Consider the following 25,823-nt stretch of genomic DNA (forward strand, 5'->3'; position numbering starts at 1 on the left):
GGGGCGACCTTCGAGCGCATCGAGACCGTGCTGCCCTTTCTGGCCGCCGGTTTCATCATCAGCCTGCTTTCGGCGCGAAAGCTGAACTCTCTCGCGCTGGGAGACGAACTTGCCGCCGGGCTCGGCGAGAATGTCGTGCTGGCCCGAGCCGTCGCCTCGTTGGGCGCTATTCTACTATGCGGCGCGGCCACCGCGGTTTGCGGACCAATCGGTTTTGTCGGGCTAGTGGTGCCGCATCTTTGCCGCCTGCTGGTCGGCGTGGATAACCGCTGGTTGCTACCATTTTCGGCGCTGGGAGGGGCATGTCTGCTCATCTCTGCCGATATTGTCGGACGCATGGTTGCGCGGCCTTCCGAACTTGATGTCGGGATTGTCACTGCACTCGTCGGCGCGCCCTTCTTCATCTGGATCGTCAGACGCCAGAGGGTGCGCGAACTGTGACCATGCACGCTCCCATCATCGAAAACCTCGTTCTTAATCGCCGAGCCCGCGACAGCCGGCGTCGCATTGTCATCACCATTCTGTCGATGATCCTGATCGCCGCTTCGGCCGTCACGCTGATGGTCGGGCAATCCTTCACATCTCCCGCTGATGTCATTCGCGTTCTCATGGGGGAGGAAATTCCCGGTGTTACCTTCACCGTCGGGCAGCTGCGCCTTCCCCGCGCGTTGCTTTCGCTTCTGGCGGGCATGAGCTTCGGACTCGGGGGCGTCGCGTTCCAGATCATGCTGCGCAAGCCGCTTGCCAGTCCGGATATTATTGGCATCAGCTCGGGCGCAAGTGCCGCGGCCGTCTTTGCCATCGTTGTCCTCGAGATGAGCGGGCCGCTGGTCTCTGTCTTCGCTGTCACCGCCGGTCTCGGCGTTGCGCTCGTTGTTTATCTTCTTGCCCTCCGCAACGGTGCAGCCGGTACTCGATTGATCCTTGTTGGCATCGGCGTGTCAGCCATGCTGGAGAGCTTTATTGCCTATGTTCTCTCAGTTGCCCCGGCCTGGTCGCTCCAGGAAGCGATGCGCTGGCTGACCGGCAGCGTCAACGGTGCGAAGATGGCTCAACTTCTGCCCCTGTCAATCGCGCTCCTCCTTTTCGGCGGCCTGCTTGTCAGCCGCGCGCGCGATCTCGAAGCCTTGAGACTGGGAGACGATGCGGCTGCGGCGCTCGGTGTTTCGGTCGGGCGAACCCGAGTTCTTGTCATCATTGCCGCCGTCGGCATGATTGCTTTTGCAACAGCCGTCTGCGGGCCAATAGCCTTTGTGGCTTTCCTTGCTGGGCCAATTGCGGCGCGTATCATTGGCAACAATGGCTCACTGCTCATTCCTGCCGCGCTGATTGGGGCGGTGCTGGTGCTGGTGGGTGACTATTGCGGCCAGTTCCTGTTGCCAGGCCGCTACCCGGTCGGCGTCGTGACTGGTGCGCTAGGCGCGCCTTATCTGATTTACCTGATCGTGCGGGTGAACCGCAGCGGAGCCTCGTTATGACCGGCCACTCCCTCTCTGTCAGCGGCCTGTCTGCCGGCTACGGCGAAAACCTCATTATCGAAGGGTTGGATTTTACTGTCCCGCGCGGCAAAATCACCGTCATCGTCGGGGCCAATGCGTGCGGCAAGTCCACCCTCCTGCGCAGCATGTCACGGCTGATAACGCCGCACGCTGGTCAGGTCCTGCTTGATGGGAAGTCGATCCATCGTCTACCCGCGCGCGACTTGGCAAGACGTATGGGCCTTTTGCCGCAATCCCCGATCGCACCGGAGGGCATCGTTGTTGCCGATCTCGTCAGCCGAGGCCGACACCCTCATCATGGCCTCTTCGCGCGCTGGTCAAGGGAGGATGATGAGGCGGTAGCTGCGGCGCTTGCCGCCACGGACACCGTGGAACTGGCCGAATGCCCTGTCGATGAACTCTCCGGCGGCCAGCGCCAGCGGGCCTGGATCGCAATGGCGCTAGCCCAGCAAACAGACATCTTGCTCTTGGATGAACCGACAACCTTCCTTGATATCAGCCATCAGGTTGAGGTACTGGACCTTCTGACAGATCTCAATCAGGTCCGCCAGACCACCATCGTCATGGTGCTGCACGACCTCAACCTTGCGGCGCGTTATGCGGATCATCTTGTCGCGATGCGCGCCGGAAAGCTGCATATCAATGGCTCGTCCGAAGAGGTGCTGACAGAGGAAAATATCCGCGAGGTTTTTGGTATTGAAAGCCGGGTGATCAAGGATCCCACCTCCGGCAAACCTATGATGCTGCCAATCGGAAGGTATCGCGTGTTGACGAAGGCAAATGGCATTGCCGATAGCTGATCGCAGTCAAGGCCATGCTGCAAAAGAATGCGCAGGTTCAGCAGGAAACCGAAACGCAGCCCGCCTCAACCGCCCGGGCGATATCCCCTCGATCCGAGTGAAAAATCGGTTGAAGTAACCCGAGTCTTGAAATCCTAAACGATATGCGATTTCAGACACTTGAAAGGACGAGTTCAAAAGAAGCTCGCGCGCTTCTGAAAACAATTCGCGGTGGATGTAAGCCTTCGGCGATAATCCAGTTGCGGCTTTGATGATCGAGCCCAGTCGGTCACGACTGATGCCGAGATGGCGTGCATAAGTCTCAACGTTCCAATGGTCGCGCTTGTGTTGAGCGACCAGCAAAACAAAACGTTCTGCGATACTCGATGGCATGGACGTAGCTGTGATTGCCGATGCGGTACACTGGCAAATGCGGATCAATGCGACACAGAGAAGGTTGAGAATGAGCGTCTGTGTCGCGGCCGTCGGACGGAGATTTTCGGACGCAATGGTTTTTACATAGCCTGCCAACTCCGCATGATGCTCTTGCGAAAGCGTTTCTGTCAAAACGCGATCGAGACCGTTTCGCGGGAAAAGTGCGTTGGTCCCCTTCGCGAAGGCATGCGCAAGGCAGACATCGTTGATGGACAGCAGTGACGCCCTGCTTCCCGCTTCCAACCGAAGGCGACCGGTGTGCCCTGCCGGCAACCACGCCATGCCCGGTGCCGGCAGGTAAAGGTCTTCGTCGTTGCCGGTGATGCATGCGTTTCCGGATGCGAGCAGGATCAGATGCGCATTGCCTGGCGTGAGTTTCACCTCATTTGCCCGCAGCGGTGAACTCAATATTCGGGCGAGGGTGGACTGGCCGCCCACGGACTTGTGATTTGGAGACGCCATCTTTTTCTCAAAAGTACAAAAACGAGCCACACTAGTGCATTTCCTGTGGCGATGTCCTCGCTAAACTTTGCGTATTGCGGGCATAAACACCTTGAGGAGAAGGTGGGCCCGGCAGGAGGAGACATATGCAGACCGTCAATCTTTTCATCGGTGGCGATCATTGCGCTGCTGCAAATGACAAGCGCTTCGAGCGTAACAATCCAGTTACCGGTAGTGCCGTGACGAGCGCCGCCGCGGCGTCTGTCGAGGATGCAACGAAAGCGGCCGATGCAGCCGCAGCCGCCTTTCCGACGTGGTCCGCGACAACGCCCGGTGAACGTCGGCGCCATCTTCTCGCTGCGGCAGAAGCGCTGCGCTCGGCTGGCCCCGCTATCGTCGAAGCAATGAAGGAGGAGATCGGCGCGACCGAGGCCTGGGCCGGGTTCAATGTGATGCTCGCCAGTGACATGCTGGTGGAGGCGGCAAGTCTCACCACTCAGATCAAGGGAGAAGTTATTCCGTCCAATCGTCCAGGCACCATGGCGATGGCGCTGCGCCAACCCGCCGGCGTTGTCCTGTCCATGGCGCCCTGGAATGCGCCTGTCATCCTTGGTGTGCGTTCCATCGCCACGCCTCTTGCCTGCGGCAACACCGTTGTCATGAAGACTTCGGAACTTTGCCCACGCACTCATGCTCTGATCATTGACGCGGTTGCGTCGGCAGGCCTGCCAAAGGGCGTGCTCAATGCCGTTTCGAATGCGCCGGAAGACGCAGCAAAAATCGTTGAAGCGCTTATTGCCCATCCGGCAGTAAGGCGTGTTAACTTCACTGGCTCCACGCGCGTCGGACGCGTCATCGCGGAAACGGCAGGTCGACATCTCAAACCAGCGTTGCTTGAACTTGGGGGGAAGGCGCCGCTCATCGTGCTAGACGATGCGGATATCGATGCGGCGGTCGCGGCTGCGGCATTTGGTGCCTATATGAATCAAGGGCAGATCTGCATGTCGACCGAGCGCATTATCGTGCTCGATAGTATTGCTGACGAGTTTGTCGATGCTTTTGCGAAAAAGGCGGGCGGTCTTATCGCAGGTGATCCGCGTGAGGGCAAAACACCGCTCGGCTCACTTGTGACGGGTGAAGCAGCCTTGCGCATCCGTTCGCTTGTGGATGATGCTATCTCCAAAGGCGCGCGACGGATCGCAGGGGGCGGTGGTGAAGGCACCATGCTTGACGCGATTGCCGTCGATGGCGTCACCCCGGCCATGCGCCTTTATTCCGAAGAGAGTTTTGGTCCAGTCGTGTCGATTATCCGCGCAGGCACGATCGATGAAGCCATCAGCATCGCCAACGAGAGTGAATTTGGGCTGTCGGCGGCGGTTTTCGGAAGGGATCAGGCAAGGGCGCTTTCCGTTGCCGCGCGGATCGAGAGTGGTATTTGCCATGTCAACGGGCCGACCGTGCATGATGAGGCGCAAATGCCGTTCGGCGGCGTCAAGGCTTCGGGTTACGGGCGCTTTGGCGGTACGGCGGGTATAGCTGAATTTACTGAACTACGGTGGGTAACGCTTCAGGACGGACCCTTGCATTATCCCATCTGAAGCGGAAAATGTGCAGGGCGAGCGGCGTCACCGCCGCTCGTCGATCAGCCATGCCGTAAGCTTTCTAACCGCATTGTCGCTGCTTTTCGGCCGAACGAGCCAGTAACCGCGGCCCGGCGCCTCAAGACTCGGGCCAGCCGTTACCAGCACGCCTGCTTCGAGCAGGGGATCGACGAGCCCGGCCCAGCCGAGCGCGAAACCCTGTTCGCCGATGGTTGCCTGCACCACCATGGTGTAATTGTTGAAGGTGATATCGCTGCCGTCGCTCTCTGCTCCCCTGTGCGCGCCGAAATGCTTGAAATAGCCGGGCCAGTCGAACCAGTGCGCCTGAGACGTGTTTTCAAGATGAATGAGTTTGCGCTGTAAAAAATCCGCGATGGTTGCTGGCGCCGGTGTGTCCGACAGAAGAGCCGGGGAGCAGACCGGCGTAACTTTTTCCGAAAGCAGCAAGATTGAACCCTCGCCAGCGTCCTGCCGCGTACCGAAGATGATCATCACGTCGCTATCGTGCTTGCCTTGACCCAGCGGATCCTGCGTGGCGACGATCTGGATATTGATATCGGGGTTGAGCGCACGAAACCCATGCATCCGCGGGATAAGCCACAACGACGAGAAGGCATAGTCGGTATGCAGACGAATGGTCTGACGCTCATTTGTGCGGCGAAGTTGTTGCGCCACCAGGTCAACGGCATCGACATTGCGCGAAACGACCTCGAACAGCCGCTGCCCCTCGGCCGTCAGTTCGATGCCGCGGTGTCGTCGGCGGACAAGAGTGACACCAAGCTCATCCTCAAGCCTGCGGATCTGATAGCTCACAGCCGGTTGGGTCAGTCTCATCGATGCTGCCGCGGCCGTCAGGCTGCCACAGCGGGCCACCTCGGTGAAAATGCGCATCCAGCCAAGATCGAGAGGTCGCTCTGCCATCAAATTCCTTTATATCAGGCATCGAAAATTACCCGCTTCACAGGTGAAAGCAACGTGGTGTTCAATAAACTGGACTAATAAAGGGGATCCGCAATGAAAACAGTGTCTCATCTGCATCGCATTGCCGCCGGTCTGTTTCTGTCAGTGGCAGCCTTCTCAACCCCGCTTCAGGCGGCCGACGATGCCGCCTGCAAGACCATCCGTCTCAGCGATCCCGGCTGGACGGATATTACCGCAACCAATGGCGTCGCCTCGGTACTGCTCGATGCACTGGGTTATGAAGCCGACGTCAAGACGCTCTCCGTGCCCATCGGCTATCAGGCGATGAAGAACGGCGAAATTGATGTTTTCCTCGGGAACTGGATGCCGGCGCAAAAATCCTTCGTGGACGACCTGAACGCGGCCAAGGCGGCACAGGTTATCGCGAAAAATCTGGAGGGGGCAAAGTTCACGCTCGCCGTGCCGGCCTATATGGCGGAAAAGGGCGTCAAGGATTTCGCCGACCTCGCCAAACATGCCGATGAATTCGAAAGCAAGATCTACGGCATCGAGCCCGGCGCACCGGCCAACCAGAATATCCAGAAGATCATCGACGCCAATGATTTCGGCCTGAAAGGTTGGCAGCTCGTCGAATCTGGTGAGCAGGCCATGCTGGCGCAGGTGGAACGGGCGGGGAGGGACAAGAAGGCTGTGGTCTTCCTTGCCTGGGCACCGCATCCGATGAACGAGAAGATCGATATCGCCTATCTCTCCGGCGGTGACGCCTATTTCGGCCCGAATTTCGGCGGTGCAGAGGTTTATACGCTTGCCCGCACCGGCTGGCCGGAAAAATGCCCCAATGCCGCAGGGCTCTTCAAAAATCTGAAGTTCGATATCGGCATGGAAAATACCCTGATGGGTTCGATTCTCGGCGGCGAAGATTCCAAAGCTGCGGCAGCGGCCTGGTTGAAGGCCAATCCCAAAGCGTTGGATGGCTGGTTGCAGGGCGTAACCACGCTGGATGGCAAACCCGGTGCGGACGCCGTTAAGGGCAAGCTTGGTCTCTGAGCCGGAAAGTCGAAATGCCGCGTCCCAATATTCTGATCCTGATGGCCGACCAGTTCAACGGGACGTTGTTTCCCGATGGACCGGCCGATTTTCTCCATGCGCCGCATCTGAAAGCCTTGGCGGAGCGCTCTGTCCGCTTCGCCAATACCTATACGGCTAGCCCGCTTTGTGCACCGGCTCGCGCGTCATTCATGTCCGGGCAATTGCCAAGTCGTACCCGCGTTTACGACAATGCCGCAGAGTTTGCCTCCGACATCCCGACCTACGCGCACCATCTGCGCGCAGCGGGTTATTACACCGGACTTTCCGGAAAGATGCATTTCGTCGGGCCTGATCAGTTGCACGGCTTCGAAGAGCGTCTGACGACCGATATCTATCCCGCGGATTTTGGCTGGACGCCCGACTATACCAAGCCAGGCGAGCGGATCGACTGGTGGTACCACAATCTCGGTTCGGTCACCGGTGCAGGCGTTGCCGAAATCACCAACCAGATGGAATATGACGACGAGGTGGCCTATCACGCCACACGCAAGCTTTACGACCTGTCTCGTAGACTTGATGAACGACCGTGGTGTCTGACGGTCAGCTTCACCCATCCGCACGATCCCTATGTTGCGCGGCGGAAATTCTGGGATCTCTACGAGGACTGCCCGGCGCTTGATCCTCAGTCGGAGGCGATAGCTTTCGATCAGCAGGATCCGCATTCGAAACGGCTGCTGGAAGCCTGTGACCACAAGGCCTTCGACATTTCGCCGGAGCAGATGCGCCGGGCACGCCGCGGTTACTTCGCCAACGTCTCCTATATCGACGAGAAGATCGGCGAAATCCTTGGCGTCCTGAAAGCGACGCGGATGGAGGAGGACACCATCGTCCTCTTCCTGTCAGATCATGGCGATATGTTGGGTGAGCGCGGCCTCTGGTTCAAGATGTGCTTTTTCGAGGGCTCAGCCCGCGTCCCGCTGATGGTGGCCGCACCCGGTTGGCAGCCGGCTTTGATCGACACGCCGGTCTCGACACTGGATGTCACGCCGACATTGTGCGGTCTGGCAGGGCTTGATATCACCTCGCTTAAACGCTGGACCGACGGTGAGGATCTGGCGCCCTTGGCTGCTGGCACCGGCGGGCGCGGCCCGGTGCCGATGGAATATGCCGCCGAAGGCTCGATCTCGCCGCTCGTCGCCATCAGGGACGGTCGATACAAATTGTCCGTCTGTGAGGCCGATCCGCCGCTGCTTTACGATCTGGATGCCGATCCCGAAGAGCGCACCAATCTCGCCGGCGACCCCGCTTTCAGCGACGTGCTCTCGTCGCTTTCCGCCGAAATTGGCCGGCGGTGGCAGTTGCCGGTGTTCGACGCCGCCGTTCGCGAAAGTCAGGCGCGGCGCTGGGTGGTCTACAAGGCGCTGCGCAACGGCGCCTATTACCCGTGGGACTACCAACCCTTGCAGAAGGCTTCGGAACGCTACATGCGTAACCACATGGATCTCAACGTGCTGGAAGAAAACCAGCGTTTTCCGCGCGGCGAGTGAGGCGGCAAGGTGCCTCAAGCGGTGGTCGACACCCTCGGCGCGCCGCCCGCCGCCTGCACGGCAAGACTGCCCGCGGCAACCCCGGCTGTGAGGCATTGCTGTTCGTCCCAGCCTTGAAGCCAGGCATCAAGAAAACCGGCATTAAAGGCATCGCCGGCGCCGGTCGTGTCGACCACGGGTACTTCCTGGGCTGCCAGATGCTGCAAGCCCCTTCGACAAGATACCCAAGCGCCTTGCGCGCCGCCTTTCAGCGCCACGACGGGAAAGGCCTCTGACAGGGCGTGCATGGCACTTTCCGGGTCAGAATGCCCCGTGATTGCTTCCGCCTCTTCGAGATTGGGCAAAAACACGTCGACACCGGCACAGGCCTTGAGCAGCCCCTTGTCGTAAATCAGCGAAGCATCCCAGCTTGGATCGAGCGATACTGACAATCCGCTTGCCTTGGCGCGTGCAACCAGATCGGGCATCTCATGCAGCGTGGCGAATTCGGCGATGTGCAGATGCAGGGCGTTATCCCACGCAAAGGCGGCATCCAGCGTCGAAGGCCGGGCGGCACCGGCGCGGCGCGTCAAAAAAGCCCGTTCCTGACCAACCACAGTCGCCACCGTAACTTGCGGTCCGGCATCTGCTGCATTTTCCAGAAACTTCAGATCGACGCCGCTCTGCGCCATTTTCTCACCGATATCGCGCGAAAACGTATCGGTGCCCAATCTTGCGAGCAGAGCAACCGGGCGGCCTATATGGGCGAAATGCGCAGCGGCAATGAAGGCTCCGCCGCCGGCTGCAATTTCCATGTCTCGGGCAAACAGTTCCCGGCCGAGCACTGGCAGTTCATTAAGACCGGTGAAAATGAGGTCACAATAGATCCGGCCGACGCTGATGACGGCAGTTTTTTCCGTTGACATCATGCGCGGCCCAGAAGCTTTTCCGTCTTGGCGTCGAAGAGATAAAGCGAACCTCGCTCCGCCTGGCATTGCAGCCGGCTGCCGACGGCCGGAATAGTTTTGCTTCTCGCCGTGGCGATCACCGAACTGTTGTCGGTGTCCAGATGAACAAGCGTCTCCGGCCCGAGCGGCTCGACTGCCGTGACTGTTCCTTCCAAGGTAAACGTTCCCTGAGCGGACCCAGACTCGCCAACAAGCAGATCATGCGGCCGGACGCCGATCAGAAGCTCACCCGTTGCGGACGGCGCGACGCAGTCGCCGGCTCTGGTTCCGCGCAGCAGGTTCATCGAGGGGCTGCCGATGAAGCGTGCGGTAAAGATGTCGACGGGTGTTTCATAAAGCTCCGTTGGAGTGCCGACCTGCAGGATGTGGCCGTCCTTCATCACCACGATGCGATCCGCCATGGTCATGGCTTCCACCTGATCGTGGGTGACATAAACGGTTGTCGTCTTAAGACGCTGATGCAAGCGCTTGATTTCAATACGCATCTGAGCGCGCAGCTGGGCGTCTAGATTAGACAGGGGCTCATCGAACAGGAAGGCGGCAGGATCGCGCACCATGGCGCGGCCGATGGCGACACGCTGCCGCTGACCGCCTGACAGGGCCGCCGGCCGCCGGTCGAGCAGGGCCTCCAGTCCGAGAACCCGGCCGGCCTCCTCAATGCGGCGGTTCTTTTCTTCACGGTCAAGCTTCGAGGTGTAGAGGCCAAAGCCGATGTTCTGGCGAACCGTCATGTGCGGATAGATCGCATAGTTCTGGAAGACCATCGCGATGTTGCGCTGTTTCGGTTCCTTCTCATTGACGATGTCGCCACCGATCTTCAGCGCGCCGTCAGAGATTTCTTCCAGGCCGGCGATCATTCTAAGGGTGGTGGATTTGCCGCAGCCGGAAGGGCCGACAAAAACAACGAATTCTCCGTCTTCAATGGCAAGGTCAATCCCCTTGACCGCCTCGACTTTGCCGTAGCGCTTCACGAGTTTATTGAGTTCGATTGTCGCCATCATCGGGCTCCCGTCAGCGCGGTGAATTTCTCTGCGAGTTCCGCGGCCTTTGCCGCTTCGTGATCGGCGGATCGCCGTGCTTCCGCCTCGAATGCAGCAAGCGTGTTGCGATAGCTGGCAATCGCTTGCCGCATGGGTTCAGGCGCCGGGCCGCCGAAACGGCTGCGCACGGCGACGAAGTGCTCGGGCGAGACGATCTGTCTGAATTTTTCCTCGTCGATTCCGGTATGCCGGCCTGTCAGCTCGTGGAACGCCTTGAGGAAGGGCTGGTAACCGTCGTTCGGAAGATCGCCCTTCAGCGCGACGACGCTCTTGGCAACATTCGCGGCAATTTCATGGGCCTGACGGAAAGACAGGTCTTCTATGCGGACAAGCGAATCCGCCAGCTCCGTAATGGTAATGCAGGATCGGCGGATGTTCTGGTCGACCCTGTCGGGATCGATGCTGATCTGGCCAACGAGGCTGGCAAGCAGATCGAGAACCCGGCCAGCAGAGGCGAAGGCCTCATAACCCATGCCCTGCGTCTCGCCCTCACTGTCATTCATGTCGGTGAAGGGCGTATTGTGCATCACATCCAGCACGGTGCGCGCCCGGCCGAAGGTCTGGCTGGCGAGGTGGCGCAGATGCTCGATCGGCACCGGGTTGCGTTTCTGCGGCATGATCGAGGAAATCTGTACCAGCGAATTCGGTACGTAAATCTGGCCGACCTCAAAACTCGTCCAGAACTGGAAGTCCTGAATGAGCCGGCCGAGATGCAGGAACATCAGTTCGATTGCGCCATAGGTTGCCGTCGTGTAATCGACGGCTGCGATGCAGGAATAGGAATTGCGCAACGGTGCAGCAAAGCCCAGCAATTCCGCAACCCGTGCCCGATCTATGGGAAAGCCCGAGGTGGTGATGGCGGCGGCGCCCATCGGTGAAAGATCAACGATGCGGCGTGCCTCCGCAAAGCGGTCAATATCCCTGATCAACACTTCGATGGCGGCAGAAAGGTAATGGCCGAAGGTGGTGGGCTGGGCCGGTTGCCCATGGGTATAGGCCACGATCAGCGTGGATTGGTTACGCTCGGCGGCATCGATCAGGGCTTTCAGCAGAACACGCGCCTTGGCCGTGAGCGTGTCAATCTTCTCCTTCAGGCCGATTTTGAACAGCGTGTGATCGATATCGTTGCGCGAACGGGCCGTGTGCAGGCGGCCGGCGATATCGACGCCGATGCGGGCTTTCAGTTCCTTCTCGATCAGGAAGAAGAAATCCTCGACTTCGCCGGTATAAACAAGCTCCGAGGGTTCGATGGTTTTGTCGATGTCTTCGAGTGCGCCGGCGATCTTGGCCGCCGTCTCGGCATCGAGAATGCCGGTCTCGCGCAGCATGACAAGGTGGGCGCGGTCTATGCGGCGGAACCCATCGACGTGGTGGTTCTTGGCGCCGTCAAACAGCGGGCGCAGCACGGTTTCCTTGTAGACAGGATCGGGAAACTTGCTGGTATCTGACTTGCGCGGGTTGATATCGGCCATGATTTATCCTTTCAGGCCCGCCAGCATCACACCGCGCACGATGTAGCGTTGCAGGACGATGAAGACGATGAGGGTAGGGATGGTCGCAATGGCTGCGCCCGTCATGATCATTTCCCACTGGATCTGCTGTTCCACGGCAAAGCTCGAAAGACCGACGGGCAGGGTGTAGAGCTCCTTGCTTGTCGTGACGATCAACGGCCAGAAAAAGGCTGTCCAGTTGCCGAGGAAGGTGAAGATCGCGAGTGCGGAGAGCGCCGGTGTCACCAGTGGCAGGGCGACTTTCCACCAGATCTGGAATTCGTTGAGCCCATCAACGCGTGCGGCCTCGATAAAGTCGTTCGGAACCGTCTCGAAGAACTGCTTCATCAGGAAGGTGCCAAAGGCCGTCATCATGCCGGGGAACATGATGCCCCAGTAGCTGTCGAGCCAGCCCAGCTGGCTCGACATCAGATACCAGGGAATGACAAGCATTTCTGTCGGTATCATCAGCGTGGAAAGAATGGCTAGGAAGATGAAGTAACGTCCGCGAAACTCGAATTTCGCCAAGGTATAACCAACCAGACTGTCGAAAAAGCAGTTGGAGACGGTGACGAGGACCGCAACCAGCGTCGAGTTGAAGAACCAGCGCAGGAAACGGCCATCAGCCATGACGGTCATGTAGTTTGCGATTGTCGGTGCAGAGGGAATGAGGCGCAGATCATAGACCTGATCCGCCGTCTTGAACGAGGTCGCGAACATGAACAGCAGCGGCGAGACCATGATCAGGCCGCCGATCAACAGCAGCGTCCAGGCGATGATGCGGCCGGGGCGGATGCGGGCGTGGGAGAGTGGCGAGGTTTCGCTCATTTCTTTTCCCTCAGGACCCAGAGCTGGATCAGCGATACGACAAGAAGAATGGTGAAGAGGACCACAGTCTGCGCGGCCGCATAGCCCATCGCATAGGAATTGAAAGCGGTCTGGTAGATCATCAGCACCAGCGGTTTGGTGGAGCCTAGCGGGCCACCCGGATCATTGGTGGTCATGTTATAGACCTGGTCGAAAATCCGCAGGAAACCGATCGATGAAAATACGACAAGGAAAACCGTGGTGGGTTTCAGAAGCGGCAGGGTGATCTTGCGCAGGATTGCCCATTCACTCAGCCCGTCTATCCGAGCGGCTTCGTAGAATGTCGTGGGAATGGCGCGCAAGCCGGCCATGAAGATGATGATCTGGAAACCGAGCCCCGCCCAGATGGCGGTTACCATGACCGAATAAAGCGCTTGATCGGTGGAGCGGATAAACGGTTGCTGGGGAATGCCGATCATGCCGAGCACGTCATTGATGATGCCGATGGGCGGCGGCTGATAGAACCAGCGCCACACCCAGGCCATCGCCGCTGCGGTTGTCAGGTAGGGCAGGAAATAGAGCGCGCGGATGAAGCCGTGCAGAATGCGCACCCGGTCCAGATAAAAGGCGATGACGAAAGCCAGAACGAGGCTGATCGGCGTGCCGACGATGAGATAGGTGAAGGTGTTCTTGAACACCTTCCAGAATTGCGGGTCCTTGAAGAGCTTGACGTAATTGGCGACGCCGATGAACTTTGCCGGCCTCAGCAGGTCCCAGTTGGTGAAGGACAGATAGAAGGCCTGCAGCGTCGGGTAAAAACGGATGACGCTGTAAAACAGGATCGGGATCGCCAGAAAGCTCCAGATCCACAAAAGCCGTTTGGTGCGCATGGAAAGGCGATCTCCGAAGGAGCCGCCGGGGCGGCCGAATACCGCCCCCTGTTTATCTGTCGCTGTCATGGTTGGACCTGCGGTTTTCAGGGTTTCGCCGCGTCGATGATTTCCTGCTCGGCCTCGGCGGCCTGCTTGATGGAATCCTCGACCGACTGGCCCTCGAGAAGCACACGGTTGGTCATGTCAATGGCGTTCTGGCGCTGGGCGGCCTCATCCATGAACAGTGTCGTGTGGGCATATTCCAAACCCTTCAGGAACGGTGCGTAAATCGGATCCTTCAGGTTTTCTTCGGTCAGCGCTGCGGAACGTCGCGCCGGCAGTTCGCCGACCGTCTTCAGCCAGATCGCCATGGCTTCCGGTGAAGATATGTAGGCGAGGAACTTCTTGGACGCCTCAAGCTCTTCACCCGTTGTCTTGGCGCTGATGCCATTGGCGAAATAGCTCGCATAGTTGGAGCGGATATTCTTGTCATTGGTCGGAAGTTCCGTCACACCCCACTCGAAATCCTTGATGGTGCGGAACGAGCCCAGCCGGAAAGTGCCGTCGATGGTCATGCCCGCCTTGCCCGCACGGAAGGCGGCCTGGCCTTCATCCATGAAACCCGCCTGGCCGATCTTCTTTTCAAGCTGCAGGCTGGTATAGAATTTCAGCGCCTGGATGCCCGGCTCGCTGTTATAAGCTACCTTCTGGTCGTTGTCGGTATAGGGCTCGCCACCATATTGGCGAATGAGCACCTCACGCCACCACTGGTGATCCTGTCCGCCCATATCGAGCGTCGAACCGGCAACGGTGAGATTACCGGCGGCATCGTGCTTGGCGATCTTTTGCGCGGCGGCGACGAATTCATCGAGCGTCTTCGGTGGATTGGCGGGATCGAGTCCGGCTTCGGTAAAGAGCTTCTTGTTGTAGAACAGCGCCAGCGAACGAACCGCTGTCGGCAAGCCATAATAGTCGTCGCCGCGTTTCATGGCGCTGACGATCGGAAAGAATTCGCTTTCGATCTTGTCATGCGGGAAGGTATCGGTCGGCAGTGGCTGCAAAATGCCGCCGGCTGCGAACTTGTCGAGCCAGCCGTAGAACAGCTGCATCACGTCTGGGCCTTTGCCCGACATATTGGCGGCAATCACGCGTGTCTGGTAATCGGCATAAGGGAAGGTTACCTGCTTGACGGTGATGTCGGGATTGGCCTTCTGGAATTGTGCGATCAGCTCGTCCATGGCCTTCACGCGGGTGTCGAAGACATATTGCCAATATTCGATTTCAACCGCCTGCGCGGCGTTGAATGCAAATGTGCTGAAACCGGCAACCAAGCCGGCGAACAGAGTTGCCCTGCGCATGTAAGCCTCCTTTTCCTCCGCCCGGTCTTCCGGATGCGGAGCGATCGTTCCCATTATCCGCGCTTTCGCGCGCGCTCATCGATTTGCCGGCAGCGAAGTTTCCTCTTTCGCCCCGACAAGACTGACCCCCGGTCGGCCTCTACGGTTCTCCGAAGGCGCGCTTTTGTCAATAAGATAATTTACTTGAATTATTATATTGCGCTTGTCCCCAATTGGACGCTATGAATTTTCTAACGGACGGGAAGTTGAAGAGATGACGGTGCACACGGTGGACGATTATCCCGTAGCAATCGGAAAAAATCCCGAGCGGAGCCGGGAGCACAACAGGCGAGTCGTTCTCGACCTCGTACGGCGGCACGGCTCACTCGGTCGCGCCCAGATTGCCAAGATTACCCATCTCACCCCGCAGGCGGTTGCCAATATCGTCGATGAGCTGGTTGGCGAGGAATTGCTGAAGGAACTGGGCCGTCGTCGCACTGGGCGCGGGCAGCCGCCGATCCAGTTCGCGGTCAATCCTGACGGCGGGGCAACGATCGGCGTCGAGATCGCCGCAGACCACATGGTCACCGTCGGTCTTGATCTCGCCGGTGTTCTTCGCACGCAGCGCATCACGCCACTCTTGGACACGACGCCGGATGCTATATTCAATACCTTTGCCGCCGAGCATGACGCCGTTGCCAAAAATCTAGGCTGCAGGCTGCTCGGCACCGGGGTCGTCATGCCCGGCCCCTTCGAGATCGATGGCATGACTTCGGTGGGACCGACGACGCTTTCCGGCTGGGGCGGCATTGATGCCCGGCAGATGCTGGGCGAAGCCTGCGGCCAGCCGGTCGTGGTTGAAAACGATGCCACGGCCGCAGCAGTCGGGGAACGGCTGTTTGGTGCTGGTCTGGCGATCCCGAATTTCTGCATGATCTATTTCGGCGTCGGTATCGGCCTCGGCATCATCCAGGATGGTGCGCCCTATCGCGGTGCATTCGGGAATGCCGGCGAAATCGGCCATGTGACTGTTTCGCCGAGGGGAAGGCCTTGTCCTTCCTGTGGTCAGAGAGGATGCCTGGAGGCTTATGCCTCAGTCTATGTACTGAAGGAAAAGCTTGTATGCGCCGGTGTTGCAGATACGGAACTTGATGATCTGGAGGCCCTGTTCAAGGCAGGTCATCCCGTGGTGAGGGAATGGATCGACGAAGCTGCGGCGCATCTGGCGCCCATGGTGGCGATGCTCGAGAATATTCTCGATCCGCAGACAGTCATTCTCGGCGGCGCTCTGCCTGAGGTCATCATCAGTGAAATCATTGCACGGATGGGGCCTTTGCCGACCTCGGTCGCAAGTCGCAGGCAGCGGGAACTTCCGCGTGTCATCCATGGCAAGTCCGGGCAGTTGACTGCTGCCCTCGGCGCTGCCGCCTTGCCGCTTTTCGATATCGTCACGCCAAAACTTGAGACATCCATGGGAGCCGCAGCGCAGGCACCCGGCTGAATATTGGAGGAGATCGCCCATGCTTACGCCCCGAGAGCGCATCGAACGGCAAATGGCCGATCCGTGGCTCATACGCCTGCATCGCAGGCTGAGCGCGCTGAAGTCTACCGTGACCGTCATGCATACCGGCGCGCATCCGGACGACGAGCAGAACGGGTTGCTTGCCTATTTCCGCATGGAGCTTGGTATGCGTACCATCATCGCCTGCTCGACACGTGGTGAGGGCGGTCAGAATGCGCTGGGGCCGGAAAGGCTTGGCGCGCTCGGCGTCATCCGCTCGCGGGAGCTAGAGGAGGCGGCCCGCGTCATCGATGCGGATATCAGTTGGCTCGGCCATGGGCCGGCGGATATCATCCACGATTTTGGTTTTTCCAAGGATGGCGACCAGACCTTTGGCCGCTGGGGACACCAGCGCATCGTCGAAAGGCTGGTCCGCGCCTATCGCAAGGAGCGGCCGGATATCGTCATCCCGACCTTTCTCGATGTGCCGGGACAACATGGGCACCACCGAGCGATGACGCGTGCGGCAAAGAGCGCCATCGCGCTGGCGGCGGACCCTGCGGCCTATCCTGAACATCTTTCAGAGGGGCTGAAGCCGTGGCAGGTAGCGAAATATTACCTTCCCGCATGGTCGGGCGGTGGTGACACCTATGATGACGAAGTGCCGCCGCCGGAGACGACCGTAACGGTAAACGCTCGCGGCAGGGAGCAGGCGACTGGCGCGCAATACGACCGGATCGGCGAATGGTCTCGTTATTATCACGCTTCTCAGGGAATGGGAAATTGGCCTAAGCTGGCGCAGGAGGTCTGGCCGCTGCATCTCGAACTCGCCGGTGATGCAGGGGGCGAAGAATGCTCAATCCTCGACGGGCTGCCGTCTTCGTTGTCAGACCTTGCGGTGTTCCCGGGCCTGCATGCCGACTTGGCAAGGGCGCTGGTCAAGGCGGAACAGGCGATAAGCGAAGCGATATCGGCCTTTCCCGACAGGCAGCGGATCACGGCGTCACTTCTTGCCGCGGCAGCGCTTTTGCAGACGGTGGACGAATCCGCCACTGCGGATTTCACGGAACTGCACGGACATCGGATCAGGCGCAAGCGGGAGCAGATCGATGCCGCCGTCCTGACGGCGCTTGATGTTTTCGAGCGGGCCTACGCCGAGCCGGCGGAGATTGTTCCAGGCGGAACGTCAGTTCTTTCCGTGGAGCTTTCAGACCAGGCAGCTCACATTGATGTCGAGGTCACTCCGGTCCTGCCATCAGGTGTATCGTCATCCATCCAGTCACTTGGCGAGACGCGGGTCTTTGAGCTTGTCGCGGATCAGGATGCAGCTGTTTCCGGGCTGTATCAGCCTGACTGGAAAGCCATGGGCGGCAATGGCCATGCCTCGGTGCGGCTTTCCGCAACGGTTGAAGGCAGAACGGTTTCGGCCGCCTTCGACCTTGAGGAACCGTTTTTCGTGACGCCGGCGCAGTCGCTGACCATTGCGCCGGACGCTCTTCTGGTTCCGCTCGGACAGGGGCAGGAGGCGCATGTCTTTCAGGCGCATATAAAGGGCGCCGATGCGTCGCTGTCGTTCAGGAATACGGGCGGCTGGAACCTGCGCAAGAACGGCGGCGACTGGATTGCCGAACGTAACGGCAAGGCCCGCGTGGGCCTTGCCCAGATCGAGGCGCTTGTCGGTGCCCAACCCGCTTTTCAGATAACGCCGATCGCTTATCCCCACATCGGTCGGGCAAGGTTTCTGGCGCCGTCCGTTCTGAAAATCCTCTCGCTGGACCTCAAGCTGCCCGAGAAGGCGCGGATCGGCTATGTCGGTGGTGGTGCTGATAGGGTGGGTCTTTGGCTGTCGCGAATGGGACTCGATGTCACCGACCTCGACGCTCAGGCGCTTGGCGGGGACCTGTCTTCCTTTACGACGATCGTTATTGGCATCTTCGCCTTCGGCATCCGCAGGGATCTCGCTGCCGAGACGGAGAAACTTCACCGCTTCGTCGAAAACGGCGGTCATCTGGTCACGCTCTATCACCGGCCGACTGACGGATGGAATCCGGAAACGACACCCGTCCGGCGGCTTGAGATCGGCAAGCCTTCCCTGCGCTGGCGTGTGACCGATCCTCAGGCGGAGGTAACGGTGCTCTTGCCCGACCATCCGCTGCTTGCCGGGCCGAACAGGATTGATGCCGCTGACTGGGGGGGCTGGGACAAGGAGCGCGGGCTTTATTTCGCCTCGCGCTGGGATGATGTCTACGAGCCATTGCTCGCCATGCATGATGTCGATGAGCAGCCGCTGAAGGGTGCGCTGGTTTCGGGCGTCATCGGCAAGGGTAGGCATACCCATACCAGCCTCGTGCTGCATCACCAGATGGACAAGCTTGTGCCTGGCGCTTTCCGCCTCATGGCCAATCTTGTGCAACCGGCGTGAATGGCGACGATCAAAGCGAAGAACAGCAAGGCCCTCGCGAAACGGACACCCGCGCGGGCATAGGCTGGCTGTTGCTGGACATGACCCTTGTTGCGGGCGGTATGACCGCGCTCGTGAAGGCGCAAGGCGTCACCTATCCCGCCTTCCAGCTCGTCTTCATCAGGGCGATGATTGGCCTGATGTTCATCCTGCCACTCATCTGGCGGCACCGGGGAGAAATGGCGCGCATCCAATATCCCTGGCGTAACATTTTCCGCATCTGCTGCAATGCCATCGCACTCACCAGCAATTTCATCGCTATCACCCTGTTGCCGCTTGCGACCGTCAATGCCGTTGGTTTTTCCCGGCCATTGGTGACGATGGCGATGGCTGTCGCCTTTCTTGGCGAAAGCGTGAGCCGCTTTCGCTGGGCGGGAGCCTGTCTTGCATTTGTCGGCGTTCTGGTCGTCATTGGGCCGGGCGGCGCGGAATTTGGCGTGGGCGTGATCGTTGTGCTGATATCGGTGGTGTTCGGTGCGCTTGCGGTTATCCAGACACGGGCGCTGCGGCGGGAGAACACCACTGTCATGATGGTGTTCTACACGTTGGGCCTCGCCGTCATCACCGCCATTCCGGCAATCTGGACATGGAGGCCGGTTGCGTCATTTGACTGGGTTCCGTTGCTCGGCATCGGATTGCTGGCGCAGATGGGACAATATTGCTTCCTGCGGGCCTATCGCATCGCGGATGCAAGCGTCCTTGCGCCGGTCAGCTATCTGTCGATCCTGTTTGTGACTGCGGTCGGATATTTTCTCTTCGACGAGGTGCCAGAAACTCGCGTTGTACTTGGCATTGTCATCATCCTCGTTTCGCTCCAATCCACTGCCCTTGCGGAATATTTTCTGAAGAGGTTGAGGCGCAAACGGTGATTGTTACCGCTGCTGCGCCAGGAGGCGGAGCCGTATCCAGCTAAGCGCGGAGGCCTTGGCTCGATCGTAAAAGGCGCGTGCGAAGCGCACATAGCGCATGATCCAGGCGAGCCAGCCGTAGGTCAGCAGCTTTTCCTTTCCGGCATGGTAGATGCGCTCGACAATAAGGAAAGTCGAGAGATGTGCAAGTACCGTCAGAACGACGCCGGACTTGAAAGCGCCATGGGCGATGAGGACGAGGCCGACGATCTTCATTGGTTCGGCGATCGCAAAAGGGACGGCAAGACAGAGAAGAATGGCAAGACGCGGGAGTCTGGCAATCCGGGTCTCCAGCTTCTGGATGAATGTAATACGGGATATTGCCCTGATGACCGGGCGATAGAGCGGACGGAAAATTCCGTCAAGGATCAGCGCGAGAACGATGATCGCCCGAATGGGGAAGACCAGGATCCTCCGGATTTTGCTGTTCACCTCGGTCGGTCTCCATCAACGGCGCTACAACGATCGTTAGTCGCTCGAAACATGTCAAAACCAAGTCGGAATTGCCGTCAACCTTGACGAACGCTTGCATACATCCCGGTAGTGCGGAATTCGCTCGGGTTGGTGCCGTACAGTCGTCTGAAAACCTTGGAGAAATAATTGGGGTCCTCGAAACCGCAAAGGACCGAAACTTCCTTGATGGGGATGTGGGCTGCTGTCGTTAAAAGCTTGGCAGCGCGGCGAAGACGTCGCTGAAGAACGAATTCCGCAGGCGGCAGGCCCTCGCTCGCCGTGAAGATACGGGAGAAATGTGCGCGACTGAACCCCGCCACAGCTGCGAGATCGCTGACGGAAAGGCGTTCGCCGAGGTGGCTGTCGATGTAGCTCAGCACCTGTTGCATGGTGCGATATTCGCCGCCGAAGGAGGGGTGCGACCCGAAAACGTCGTCATAGAGCGTCATCGCCGCTTCATAGGCAACGGCAGAAGCTGCTCCAGGTGTTTCCGCACCGTTGACGAGGCGTGAACAGCATTCTGCAAGGTGGTCGATCGTTTCCGGCTGTAGCTTGAGGACCGGACCGGTGACAGAAAGAATATTGCGGTGGATGCGAAGCGCCTCCTCGCCATTCATGGATATCCAGAAGAACTCCCATTCCTTGCCTTCTTCCAGCCAGTAACGGTGATTGTGAGGGATGAGCAACAGCAGGGTTTCGCCTGGTCTGACGACGTAGTGCCGGTTCTCATACCTCAGATTTCCCTGGCCGCTGATGCAGTATTGCAGGACGGTAAACGGGGTCTGGCCGCGCTTGCGACCGTCCCAATCATAATTGCCGCTACGGCGCAATTCATATCCGCTGCTGGTCGGCATGGTGTGCAGTGTCTGGCGTCCACGGGGCAGGGAGACAGTGCGCATGCAGGGTCCCTGATCGATCAGATCGCGCAGCACAAAATTACCCATAAAAGCATAATCCTTCTCTGGTTCTACATGTCTTTATAAGCATAATCCCGATCCGAGGAGACAGCCAGCAGGATATTGGTGCTGAAAAAATGGCGAGAAAGCCGGTTTTCCCGGATTCTCGCGGGTATTTTCTTATAGCGGCATTTTATTATCCGTCGGCCCGTTTCACCCGTTCGATTTGCAACAGAGGTGGCGTTATGAGTTTCAAAATCGCTATTATTGGCGCAGGCAGCGTCGGTTTCACGAAAAAACTGTTCACCGATCTCCTGTGTGTGCCCGAGTTTCGCGATATTGAAGTCGCGCTCACGGATATCAGCCAGCACAATCTCGATATGATCAGGGCGATCCTCGACAAGATCGTTGAGGCGAATGGTTTCCCCGTCAAGGTGACCGCCCATACGGACCGCCGCCGGGCGCTGGAGGGCGCGAAATACATTATCAGCTGCGTGCGGGTCGGTGGGCTCGAAGCCTATGCGGACGATATCCGCATCCCGCTGAAATACGGCATCGACCAGTGCGTGGGCGATACAATCTGCGCCGGCGGCATTCTCTACGGTCAGCGCAATATTCCCGTCATTCTGGATTTCTGCAAGGATATCCGCGAAGTCGCAGCACCGGGTGCAAAATTCCTGAACTATGCCAACCCCATGGCGATGAACACCTGGGCGGCCATCGAATATGGCAAGGTGGATACGGTCGGTCTCTGCCATGGCGTTCAGCACGGTGCGGAACAGATCGCCGAAATCCTCGGTGCGAAATCCCCTGCGGAACTCGATTACATCTGCTCCGGCATCAATCACCAGACATGGTTCATCGATCTGCGGCTTAACGGCCGCAAGATCGGCAAAGATGAGCTGGTCGCCGCTTTCGAGGCGCATCCGGTCTTTTCGCAGCAGGAGAAGCTGCGCATCGATGTTCTCAAGCGTTTCGGCGTCTATTCGACCGAGAGCAACGGCCATCTGTCCGAATATCTGCCCTGGTATCGGAAGCGGCCAGAAGAGATTGCTCGCTGGATCGATATGTCCGACTGGATTCACGGCGAAACCGGCGGTTATCTGCGCCATTCCACCGAGACCCGCAACTGGTTTGAAACCGAGTTTCCGCAGTTTCTCGCCTCGGCAGACAAGCCGATCGATCCGGCAAAGCGCTCCAACGAACACGCAAGCCACATCCTCGAAGCGCTGGAGACGGGGCGTGTCTATCGCGGCCATTTCAACGTCAAGAACAATGGCGTCATCAGCAACCTGCCGGCGGACGCCATTATCGAGTCACCCGGTTTCGTCGATCGTTTCGGCATCAACATGGTATCGGGCATCACGCTGCCAGAAGCTTGCGCGGCAACCTGCATGGCCTCGATCAATGTTCAGCGCATGTCAGTCCATGCGGCAGTCACCGGCGATATCGATCTTTTGAAACTTGCCGTGTTGCATGATCCGCTGGTCGGCGCTGTCGCCACGCCGGAGGAGGTCTGGCAGATGGTGGACGAGATGGTTGTCGCGCAGGCGCGCTGGCTGCCGCAATATCACGATGCCGGTCCGGCAGCGAAGGAGCGGCTGGCGAAATCAACCGTCAAGACGCGGGACTGGGCGGGGGCTGCGCGCCGCAATGTACGTTCCATCGAAGAGTTGCGGGCCGAAAAATCGGCATTGAAAAAGGCTGTCTGAGGAAAAGCATTGAAACAGGCCGGCGGCGAAAGGGAGTTCGCCGTCCGGTCTAACGATCACAGAGGGTGGGCGCTCGAAGAGCTGCCATTTGGGAGGAAAAACGATGTTACTTCAACGCAGGATCGGTATCATCGCGGCACTGGGCTTAAGTGTTTCGATGATCGCACTCAATGCGAATGCCTTCGAGACCACCACGCCGCCCGAGCCGCCGCAATTTCCGGCCGAAGGCAAGATCAACTATGTAGCGCGCGACTCGATCCTCCAATTCAAGGCGCTTCCAAATTATAGCGAACCCGACTGGATCACCGAGAAATTCGAAAAGACCGGCAAGCTGCCACCGTTGAAAGAGCGCCTGCCCGAGGAGCCGCTGGTCTACAAAACAGGCAATATGCCCGACGGTATGGGCGTTTACGGCGATACGATGCGCCATGTGGTTGGCGGCAGGCCGGAGGGCTGGAACTACATTGCCGGCCAGAGTCAGGGCTGGGGCGGCATCGATATCGCCCTTTCCGAATGCCTGACGCGCACCGCCCCGCTGTTCCAGGTGGATGCCAAGGATACCGAGCCGCTGCCCAATCTGGCGAAAAGCTGGGAATGGTCGGAAGATGGCCACAAGCTGACGATGCATCTCGTCAAGGGTGCCAAATGGTCGGACGGGGAGCCCTTTAATGCCGATGACGTGATGTTCTACTGGGAAGACGCCGTCATCGATCCGAATGTCTCACCGCTTGGCGGCGGGGCATCACCTGAGGCTTTCGGTGAGGGCACGACGCTCAAGAAGGTCGATGACTACACCGTCGAATGGACGTTCAAGGCGGCATTCCCGAAGCAATATCTCTACACCATGGCCTATCCGAGCTTCTGCCCTGGGCCGTCGCATATTCTGAAACCGCAGCATCCGAAATATTCCAAGAATACCTATAACCAGTTCAAGAACGCGTTCCCGCCTGAGTATATGAACATGCCGGTCATGGGCGCTTGGGTGCCGGTGTCATACCGGCCGGATGATCTCATCGTTCTGCGTCGCAACCCCTATTACTGGAAAGTGGATGAGAAAGGCCAGCAGTTGCCCTATCTCAATGAAGTCCATTACAAGCTCTCCACCTGGGCGGACCGCGACGTGCAGGCCGTGGCGGGATCGGGCGATTTCTCCAATCTCGAGCAGCCGGAGAATTTCGTAGCCTCGCTGAAACGCGCCGCTGATCCTAATGCGCCGGCCCGCCTTGCCTTTGGGCCGCGGCTCATCGGTTATAATCTGCAGATGAATTTTTCCGCCAATGGCTGGGGCAATCCGGATGAGCGCGGACAGGCCATCCGCGAGCTGAACCGTAACGAGGTCTTCCGCCAGGCCGTCACCTCCGCTCTGGATCGCAAGGCGATCGGTGACTCGCTGGTCAAGGGGCCTTTCACGGCGATCTATCCGGGTGGTATTTCGTCGGGGACAAGTTTCTATGATCGGGCTTCCACGGTCTATTACCCCTTCAACCTCGAGGCTGCCAAGGCTGCACTGGCTTCGATTGGCCTGAAAGACACGGACGGCGATGGTTTCCTGAATTTCCCCAAGGAAACGCTTGGCGGTCGTAATGTCGAAATTACCCTTCTCGTTAACAACGGTTACGCAACAGACAAGAGCCTCGCGGAAGGTCTCGTCGGCCAGATGGCGAAACTCGGCCTGCGCGTTGTCATCAATAGCCTCGATTCAAACCAGCGTGACGCCGCCCATTATGGCGGGCAGTTCGACTGGCTGGTGCGGCGCAACTCCACCGAGCTTTCCTCTGTGGTGCAGAATACCGAGCAACTGGCCCCTGTCGGGCCGCGCACCAGCTGGAACCACCGCGCACCCGAAGGCAAGGAACTCGACCTGATGCCGTTCGAGAAGGATATGGCCGACATCGTGCGCAAGTTCATCTCTTCGCAGGACAATGCCGAGCGGGCCGAGCTGATGAAGCAGTACCAGAAGGTCTATACGCAGAACCTCTACACGATTGGCCTGACCGAATATCCTGGTGCGCTCATCGTCAACAAACGGTTCTCCAATGTGCCGCAGGGTACCCCGATCTTCATGTTCAACTGGGCTGAAGATTCCATCATCCGTGAACGCCTGTGGGTCGCGGCCGACAAGCAGGGCAAGTACGAACTCTTCCCTGAGCAGCTTCCCGGCAAGCCGGGCGAGGGCGGGCCGATCAACTAAAGCGTTCCCAGGAAAGCGGACACCGCTTTTTCGTCGGAAAACGCCAGGACGCTGAAGAACTCCTCCCGGAGCACACCCGGTACCGGTCGCGCGTGAAGCGCGGCCGGCAACACACGGCCAGTCCAAACCGAGGAAGACCGTTCGATGCTGAGATTTCTGACGATACGCGTGGCATCCGCCATTCCGGTGCTGTTGATCCTGAGCGTGGTGACCTTCGCCATCATTCAGGCACCGCCCGGTGATTACGCCGACTACATCCGCTCGCAACTGATGAACCAGGGCGGAGCTTCCTTCGAACAGGCGGAAGCGCAGGCGCAGGCATACCGTATCGAACACGGGCTCGATAAGCCGCTGGTCATCCAATATTTCAACTGGATCGGCGGTATCATCACCCGCGGCGATTTCGGCTATAGCTTCTATTACAACAAGCCCGTCGCCGATGTGGTTGGCGAACGCCTGCCGCGCACGATCGCGCTGGCGCTGGTCTGCCATATCTTTGCATCCGTTCTTGGCATTGCCTTCGGCATCTGGGCCGCCACACGGCAATATTCCTGGGTCGACAACCTGCTCTCGACCATTGCCTTCCTCGGCATGACGATCCCGCGCTTCCTGATGGCGCTGATTCTCGTGTATCTCATGGTGTTTCATTTCGACGTGTCGGAGATCGGCAGCTTCTTTTCACCGCAATATGGCGGTGCGCCGTGGTCATGGGCGAAATTCGTCGATCTGGTCAGCCATGTCTGGCCGGTGGTCGCCATCGCCGTCTTCGGGGGCCTCGCCTATAATATGCGCGTCATGCGTGGCAATCTGCTCGATACGCTGAACGCGCAATATGTCGAGACGGCGCGTGCCAAGGGTCTTTCGGAAGGCGCCGTCATCATGCGCCATGCGGTGCCAAATGCCGTGCACCCGCTCGTCATGTATCAGGGCGTGGTGTTGCCCTACATGCTGAGTGG

The 25,823-nt window shown here is 58.9% G+C and carries 22 protein-coding genes; 12 read left to right on the forward strand and 10 right to left on the reverse strand.

Annotation, left to right across the window (positions count from 1 at the left end):
* The 3 genes from ACUTJJ_RS18010 to ACUTJJ_RS18020 form a co-directional block, all read left to right on the forward strand.
* Positions 1 to 441, forward strand: a 441-nt coding sequence (locus tag ACUTJJ_RS18010; protein WP_445542980.1) for a FecCD family ABC transporter permease, incomplete at its 5' end; no start/stop codon positions are given.
* A 2-nt stretch (positions 442 to 443) separates the two neighbouring features.
* On the forward strand, positions 444 to 1,478 hold the full coding sequence (locus ACUTJJ_RS18015; protein ID WP_445542981.1) for a FecCD family ABC transporter permease: 1,035 nt from the start codon (positions 444 to 446) through the stop codon (positions 1,476 to 1,478).
* Positions 1,475 to 2,299, forward strand: a complete 825-nt coding sequence (locus tag ACUTJJ_RS18020; protein ID WP_209091577.1) for an ABC transporter ATP-binding protein — start codon at positions 1,475 to 1,477, stop codon at positions 2,297 to 2,299. The genes ACUTJJ_RS18015 and ACUTJJ_RS18020 overlap by 4 nt, the downstream gene beginning before the upstream one ends.
* A gap of 6 nt (positions 2,300 to 2,305) precedes the next feature.
* Here ACUTJJ_RS18020 and ACUTJJ_RS18025 read toward each other — a convergent pair whose 3' ends face one another.
* Positions 2,306 to 3,205: a helix-turn-helix transcriptional regulator gene (locus tag ACUTJJ_RS18025; RefSeq protein WP_233282576.1), complete on the reverse strand. Its 900-nt coding sequence runs from the start codon at positions 3,203 to 3,205 to the stop codon at positions 2,306 to 2,308.
* 95 nt (positions 3,206 to 3,300) lie between these two features.
* On the opposite strand from ACUTJJ_RS18025, the gene ACUTJJ_RS18030 reads away from it, so the two are divergent.
* Positions 3,301 to 4,752, forward strand: coding sequence for an aldehyde dehydrogenase (locus ACUTJJ_RS18030; protein ID WP_445542982.1), 1,452 nt, complete (start codon positions 3,301 to 3,303; stop codon positions 4,750 to 4,752).
* A 27-nt stretch (positions 4,753 to 4,779) separates the two neighbouring features.
* Here ACUTJJ_RS18030 and ACUTJJ_RS18035 read toward each other — a convergent pair whose 3' ends face one another.
* Positions 4,780 to 5,676: a choline sulfate utilization transcriptional regulator gene (locus tag ACUTJJ_RS18035; protein WP_063951640.1), complete on the reverse strand. Its 897-nt coding sequence runs from the start codon at positions 5,674 to 5,676 to the stop codon at positions 4,780 to 4,782.
* Between the two features lie 93 nt (positions 5,677 to 5,769).
* On the opposite strand from ACUTJJ_RS18035, the gene choX reads away from it, so the two are divergent.
* Positions 5,770 to 6,723 carry a choline ABC transporter substrate-binding protein gene (choX, locus tag ACUTJJ_RS18040; protein WP_445542983.1) on the forward strand — a complete coding sequence of 318 codons (954 nt, stop codon included), beginning with the start codon at positions 5,770 to 5,772 and terminating at the stop codon, positions 6,721 to 6,723.
* Between the two features lie 14 nt (positions 6,724 to 6,737).
* A complete protein-coding gene (gene betC / locus ACUTJJ_RS18045; protein ID WP_445542984.1) occupies positions 6,738 to 8,252 on the forward strand; it encodes a choline-sulfatase in 1,515 nt (504 codons plus the stop codon).
* Positions 8,253 to 8,266: 14 nt separating this feature from the next.
* Here betC and ACUTJJ_RS18050 read toward each other — a convergent pair whose 3' ends face one another.
* Genes ACUTJJ_RS18050 through ACUTJJ_RS18075 form a run of 6 tightly spaced genes read right to left on the reverse strand, consistent with a single transcriptional unit; the run spans position 8,267 to position 14,766 of the window.
* On the reverse strand, positions 8,267 to 9,160 hold the full coding sequence (locus ACUTJJ_RS18050) for a carbohydrate kinase family protein (RefSeq protein WP_445542985.1): 894 nt from the start codon (positions 9,158 to 9,160) through the stop codon (positions 8,267 to 8,269).
* Complete coding sequence (locus ACUTJJ_RS18055; RefSeq protein ID WP_209091971.1) at positions 9,157 to 10,197, reverse strand: ABC transporter ATP-binding protein; 1,041 nt, start codon at positions 10,195 to 10,197, stop codon at positions 9,157 to 9,159. The genes ACUTJJ_RS18050 and ACUTJJ_RS18055 overlap by 4 nt, the downstream gene beginning before the upstream one ends.
* Positions 10,197 to 11,711 (reverse strand): argininosuccinate lyase, encoded by a 1,515-nt coding sequence (argH, locus tag ACUTJJ_RS18060; protein ID WP_445542986.1) that lies wholly within the window; start codon positions 11,709 to 11,711, stop codon positions 10,197 to 10,199. The genes ACUTJJ_RS18055 and argH overlap by 1 nt, the downstream gene beginning before the upstream one ends.
* A 3-nt stretch (positions 11,712 to 11,714) precedes the next feature.
* On the reverse strand, positions 11,715 to 12,557 hold the full coding sequence (locus ACUTJJ_RS18065; protein WP_063951646.1) for a carbohydrate ABC transporter permease: 843 nt from the start codon (positions 12,555 to 12,557) through the stop codon (positions 11,715 to 11,717).
* The gene (locus ACUTJJ_RS18070) at positions 12,554 to 13,495 is read right to left on the reverse strand and encodes a carbohydrate ABC transporter permease (protein ID WP_445542987.1); all 942 of its coding nucleotides are present in this window, start codon (positions 13,493 to 13,495) and stop codon (positions 12,554 to 12,556) included. The genes ACUTJJ_RS18065 and ACUTJJ_RS18070 overlap by 4 nt, the downstream gene beginning before the upstream one ends.
* A gap of 17 nt (positions 13,496 to 13,512) precedes the next feature.
* Positions 13,513 to 14,766, reverse strand: coding sequence for an extracellular solute-binding protein (locus tag ACUTJJ_RS18075; RefSeq protein ID WP_144579195.1), 1,254 nt, complete (start codon positions 14,764 to 14,766; stop codon positions 13,513 to 13,515).
* A gap of 253 nt (positions 14,767 to 15,019) precedes the next feature.
* On the opposite strand from ACUTJJ_RS18075, the gene ACUTJJ_RS18080 reads away from it, so the two are divergent.
* Genes ACUTJJ_RS18080 through ACUTJJ_RS18090 form a run of 3 tightly spaced genes read left to right on the forward strand, consistent with a single transcriptional unit; the run spans position 15,020 to position 19,576 of the window.
* Positions 15,020 to 16,246 carry an ROK family transcriptional regulator gene (locus ACUTJJ_RS18080; RefSeq protein ID WP_063951648.1) on the forward strand — a complete coding sequence of 409 codons (1,227 nt, stop codon included), beginning with the start codon at positions 15,020 to 15,022 and terminating at the stop codon, positions 16,244 to 16,246.
* 19 nt (positions 16,247 to 16,265) lie between these two features.
* Complete coding sequence (locus ACUTJJ_RS18085; protein WP_445542988.1) at positions 16,266 to 18,668, forward strand: PIG-L family deacetylase; 2,403 nt, start codon at positions 16,266 to 16,268, stop codon at positions 18,666 to 18,668.
* Positions 18,665 to 19,576 (forward strand): DMT family transporter, encoded by a 912-nt coding sequence (locus tag ACUTJJ_RS18090; protein WP_209091585.1) that lies wholly within the window; start codon positions 18,665 to 18,667, stop codon positions 19,574 to 19,576. Before ACUTJJ_RS18085 ends, ACUTJJ_RS18090 begins: the two co-directional genes overlap by 4 nt.
* 3 nt (positions 19,577 to 19,579) lie before the next feature.
* On the opposite strand, the gene ACUTJJ_RS18095 is transcribed toward ACUTJJ_RS18090, so the two are convergent.
* Both ACUTJJ_RS18095 and ACUTJJ_RS18100 read right to left on the reverse strand, forming a co-directional pair.
* Positions 19,580 to 20,047 carry a hypothetical protein gene (locus ACUTJJ_RS18095; RefSeq protein WP_063951651.1) on the reverse strand — a complete coding sequence of 156 codons (468 nt, stop codon included), beginning with the start codon at positions 20,045 to 20,047 and terminating at the stop codon, positions 19,580 to 19,582.
* Positions 20,048 to 20,124: 77 nt separating this feature from the next.
* Complete coding sequence (locus tag ACUTJJ_RS18100) at positions 20,125 to 21,012, reverse strand: AraC family ligand binding domain-containing protein (RefSeq protein WP_445542989.1); 888 nt, start codon at positions 21,010 to 21,012, stop codon at positions 20,125 to 20,127.
* A gap of 197 nt (positions 21,013 to 21,209) precedes the next feature.
* Here ACUTJJ_RS18100 and ACUTJJ_RS18105 point away from each other — a divergent pair, with 197 nt between their 5' ends.
* The 3 genes from ACUTJJ_RS18105 to ACUTJJ_RS18115 all read left to right on the forward strand — a co-directional run.
* Positions 21,210 to 22,676, forward strand: coding sequence for an alpha-glucosidase/alpha-galactosidase (locus ACUTJJ_RS18105; RefSeq protein WP_445542990.1), 1,467 nt, complete (start codon positions 21,210 to 21,212; stop codon positions 22,674 to 22,676).
* A gap of 103 nt (positions 22,677 to 22,779) precedes the next feature.
* A complete protein-coding gene (locus ACUTJJ_RS18110; RefSeq protein ID WP_063951653.1) occupies positions 22,780 to 24,867 on the forward strand; it encodes an ABC transporter substrate-binding protein in 2,088 nt (695 codons plus the stop codon).
* A gap of 144 nt (positions 24,868 to 25,011) precedes the next feature.
* Positions 25,012 to 25,823: ABC transporter permease (locus tag ACUTJJ_RS18115; protein ID WP_445542991.1), on the forward strand; the 812-nt coding region annotated here is incomplete at its 3' end.

The sequence above is a fragment of the Agrobacterium sp. DKPNP3 genome (genome assembly GCF_052686535.1).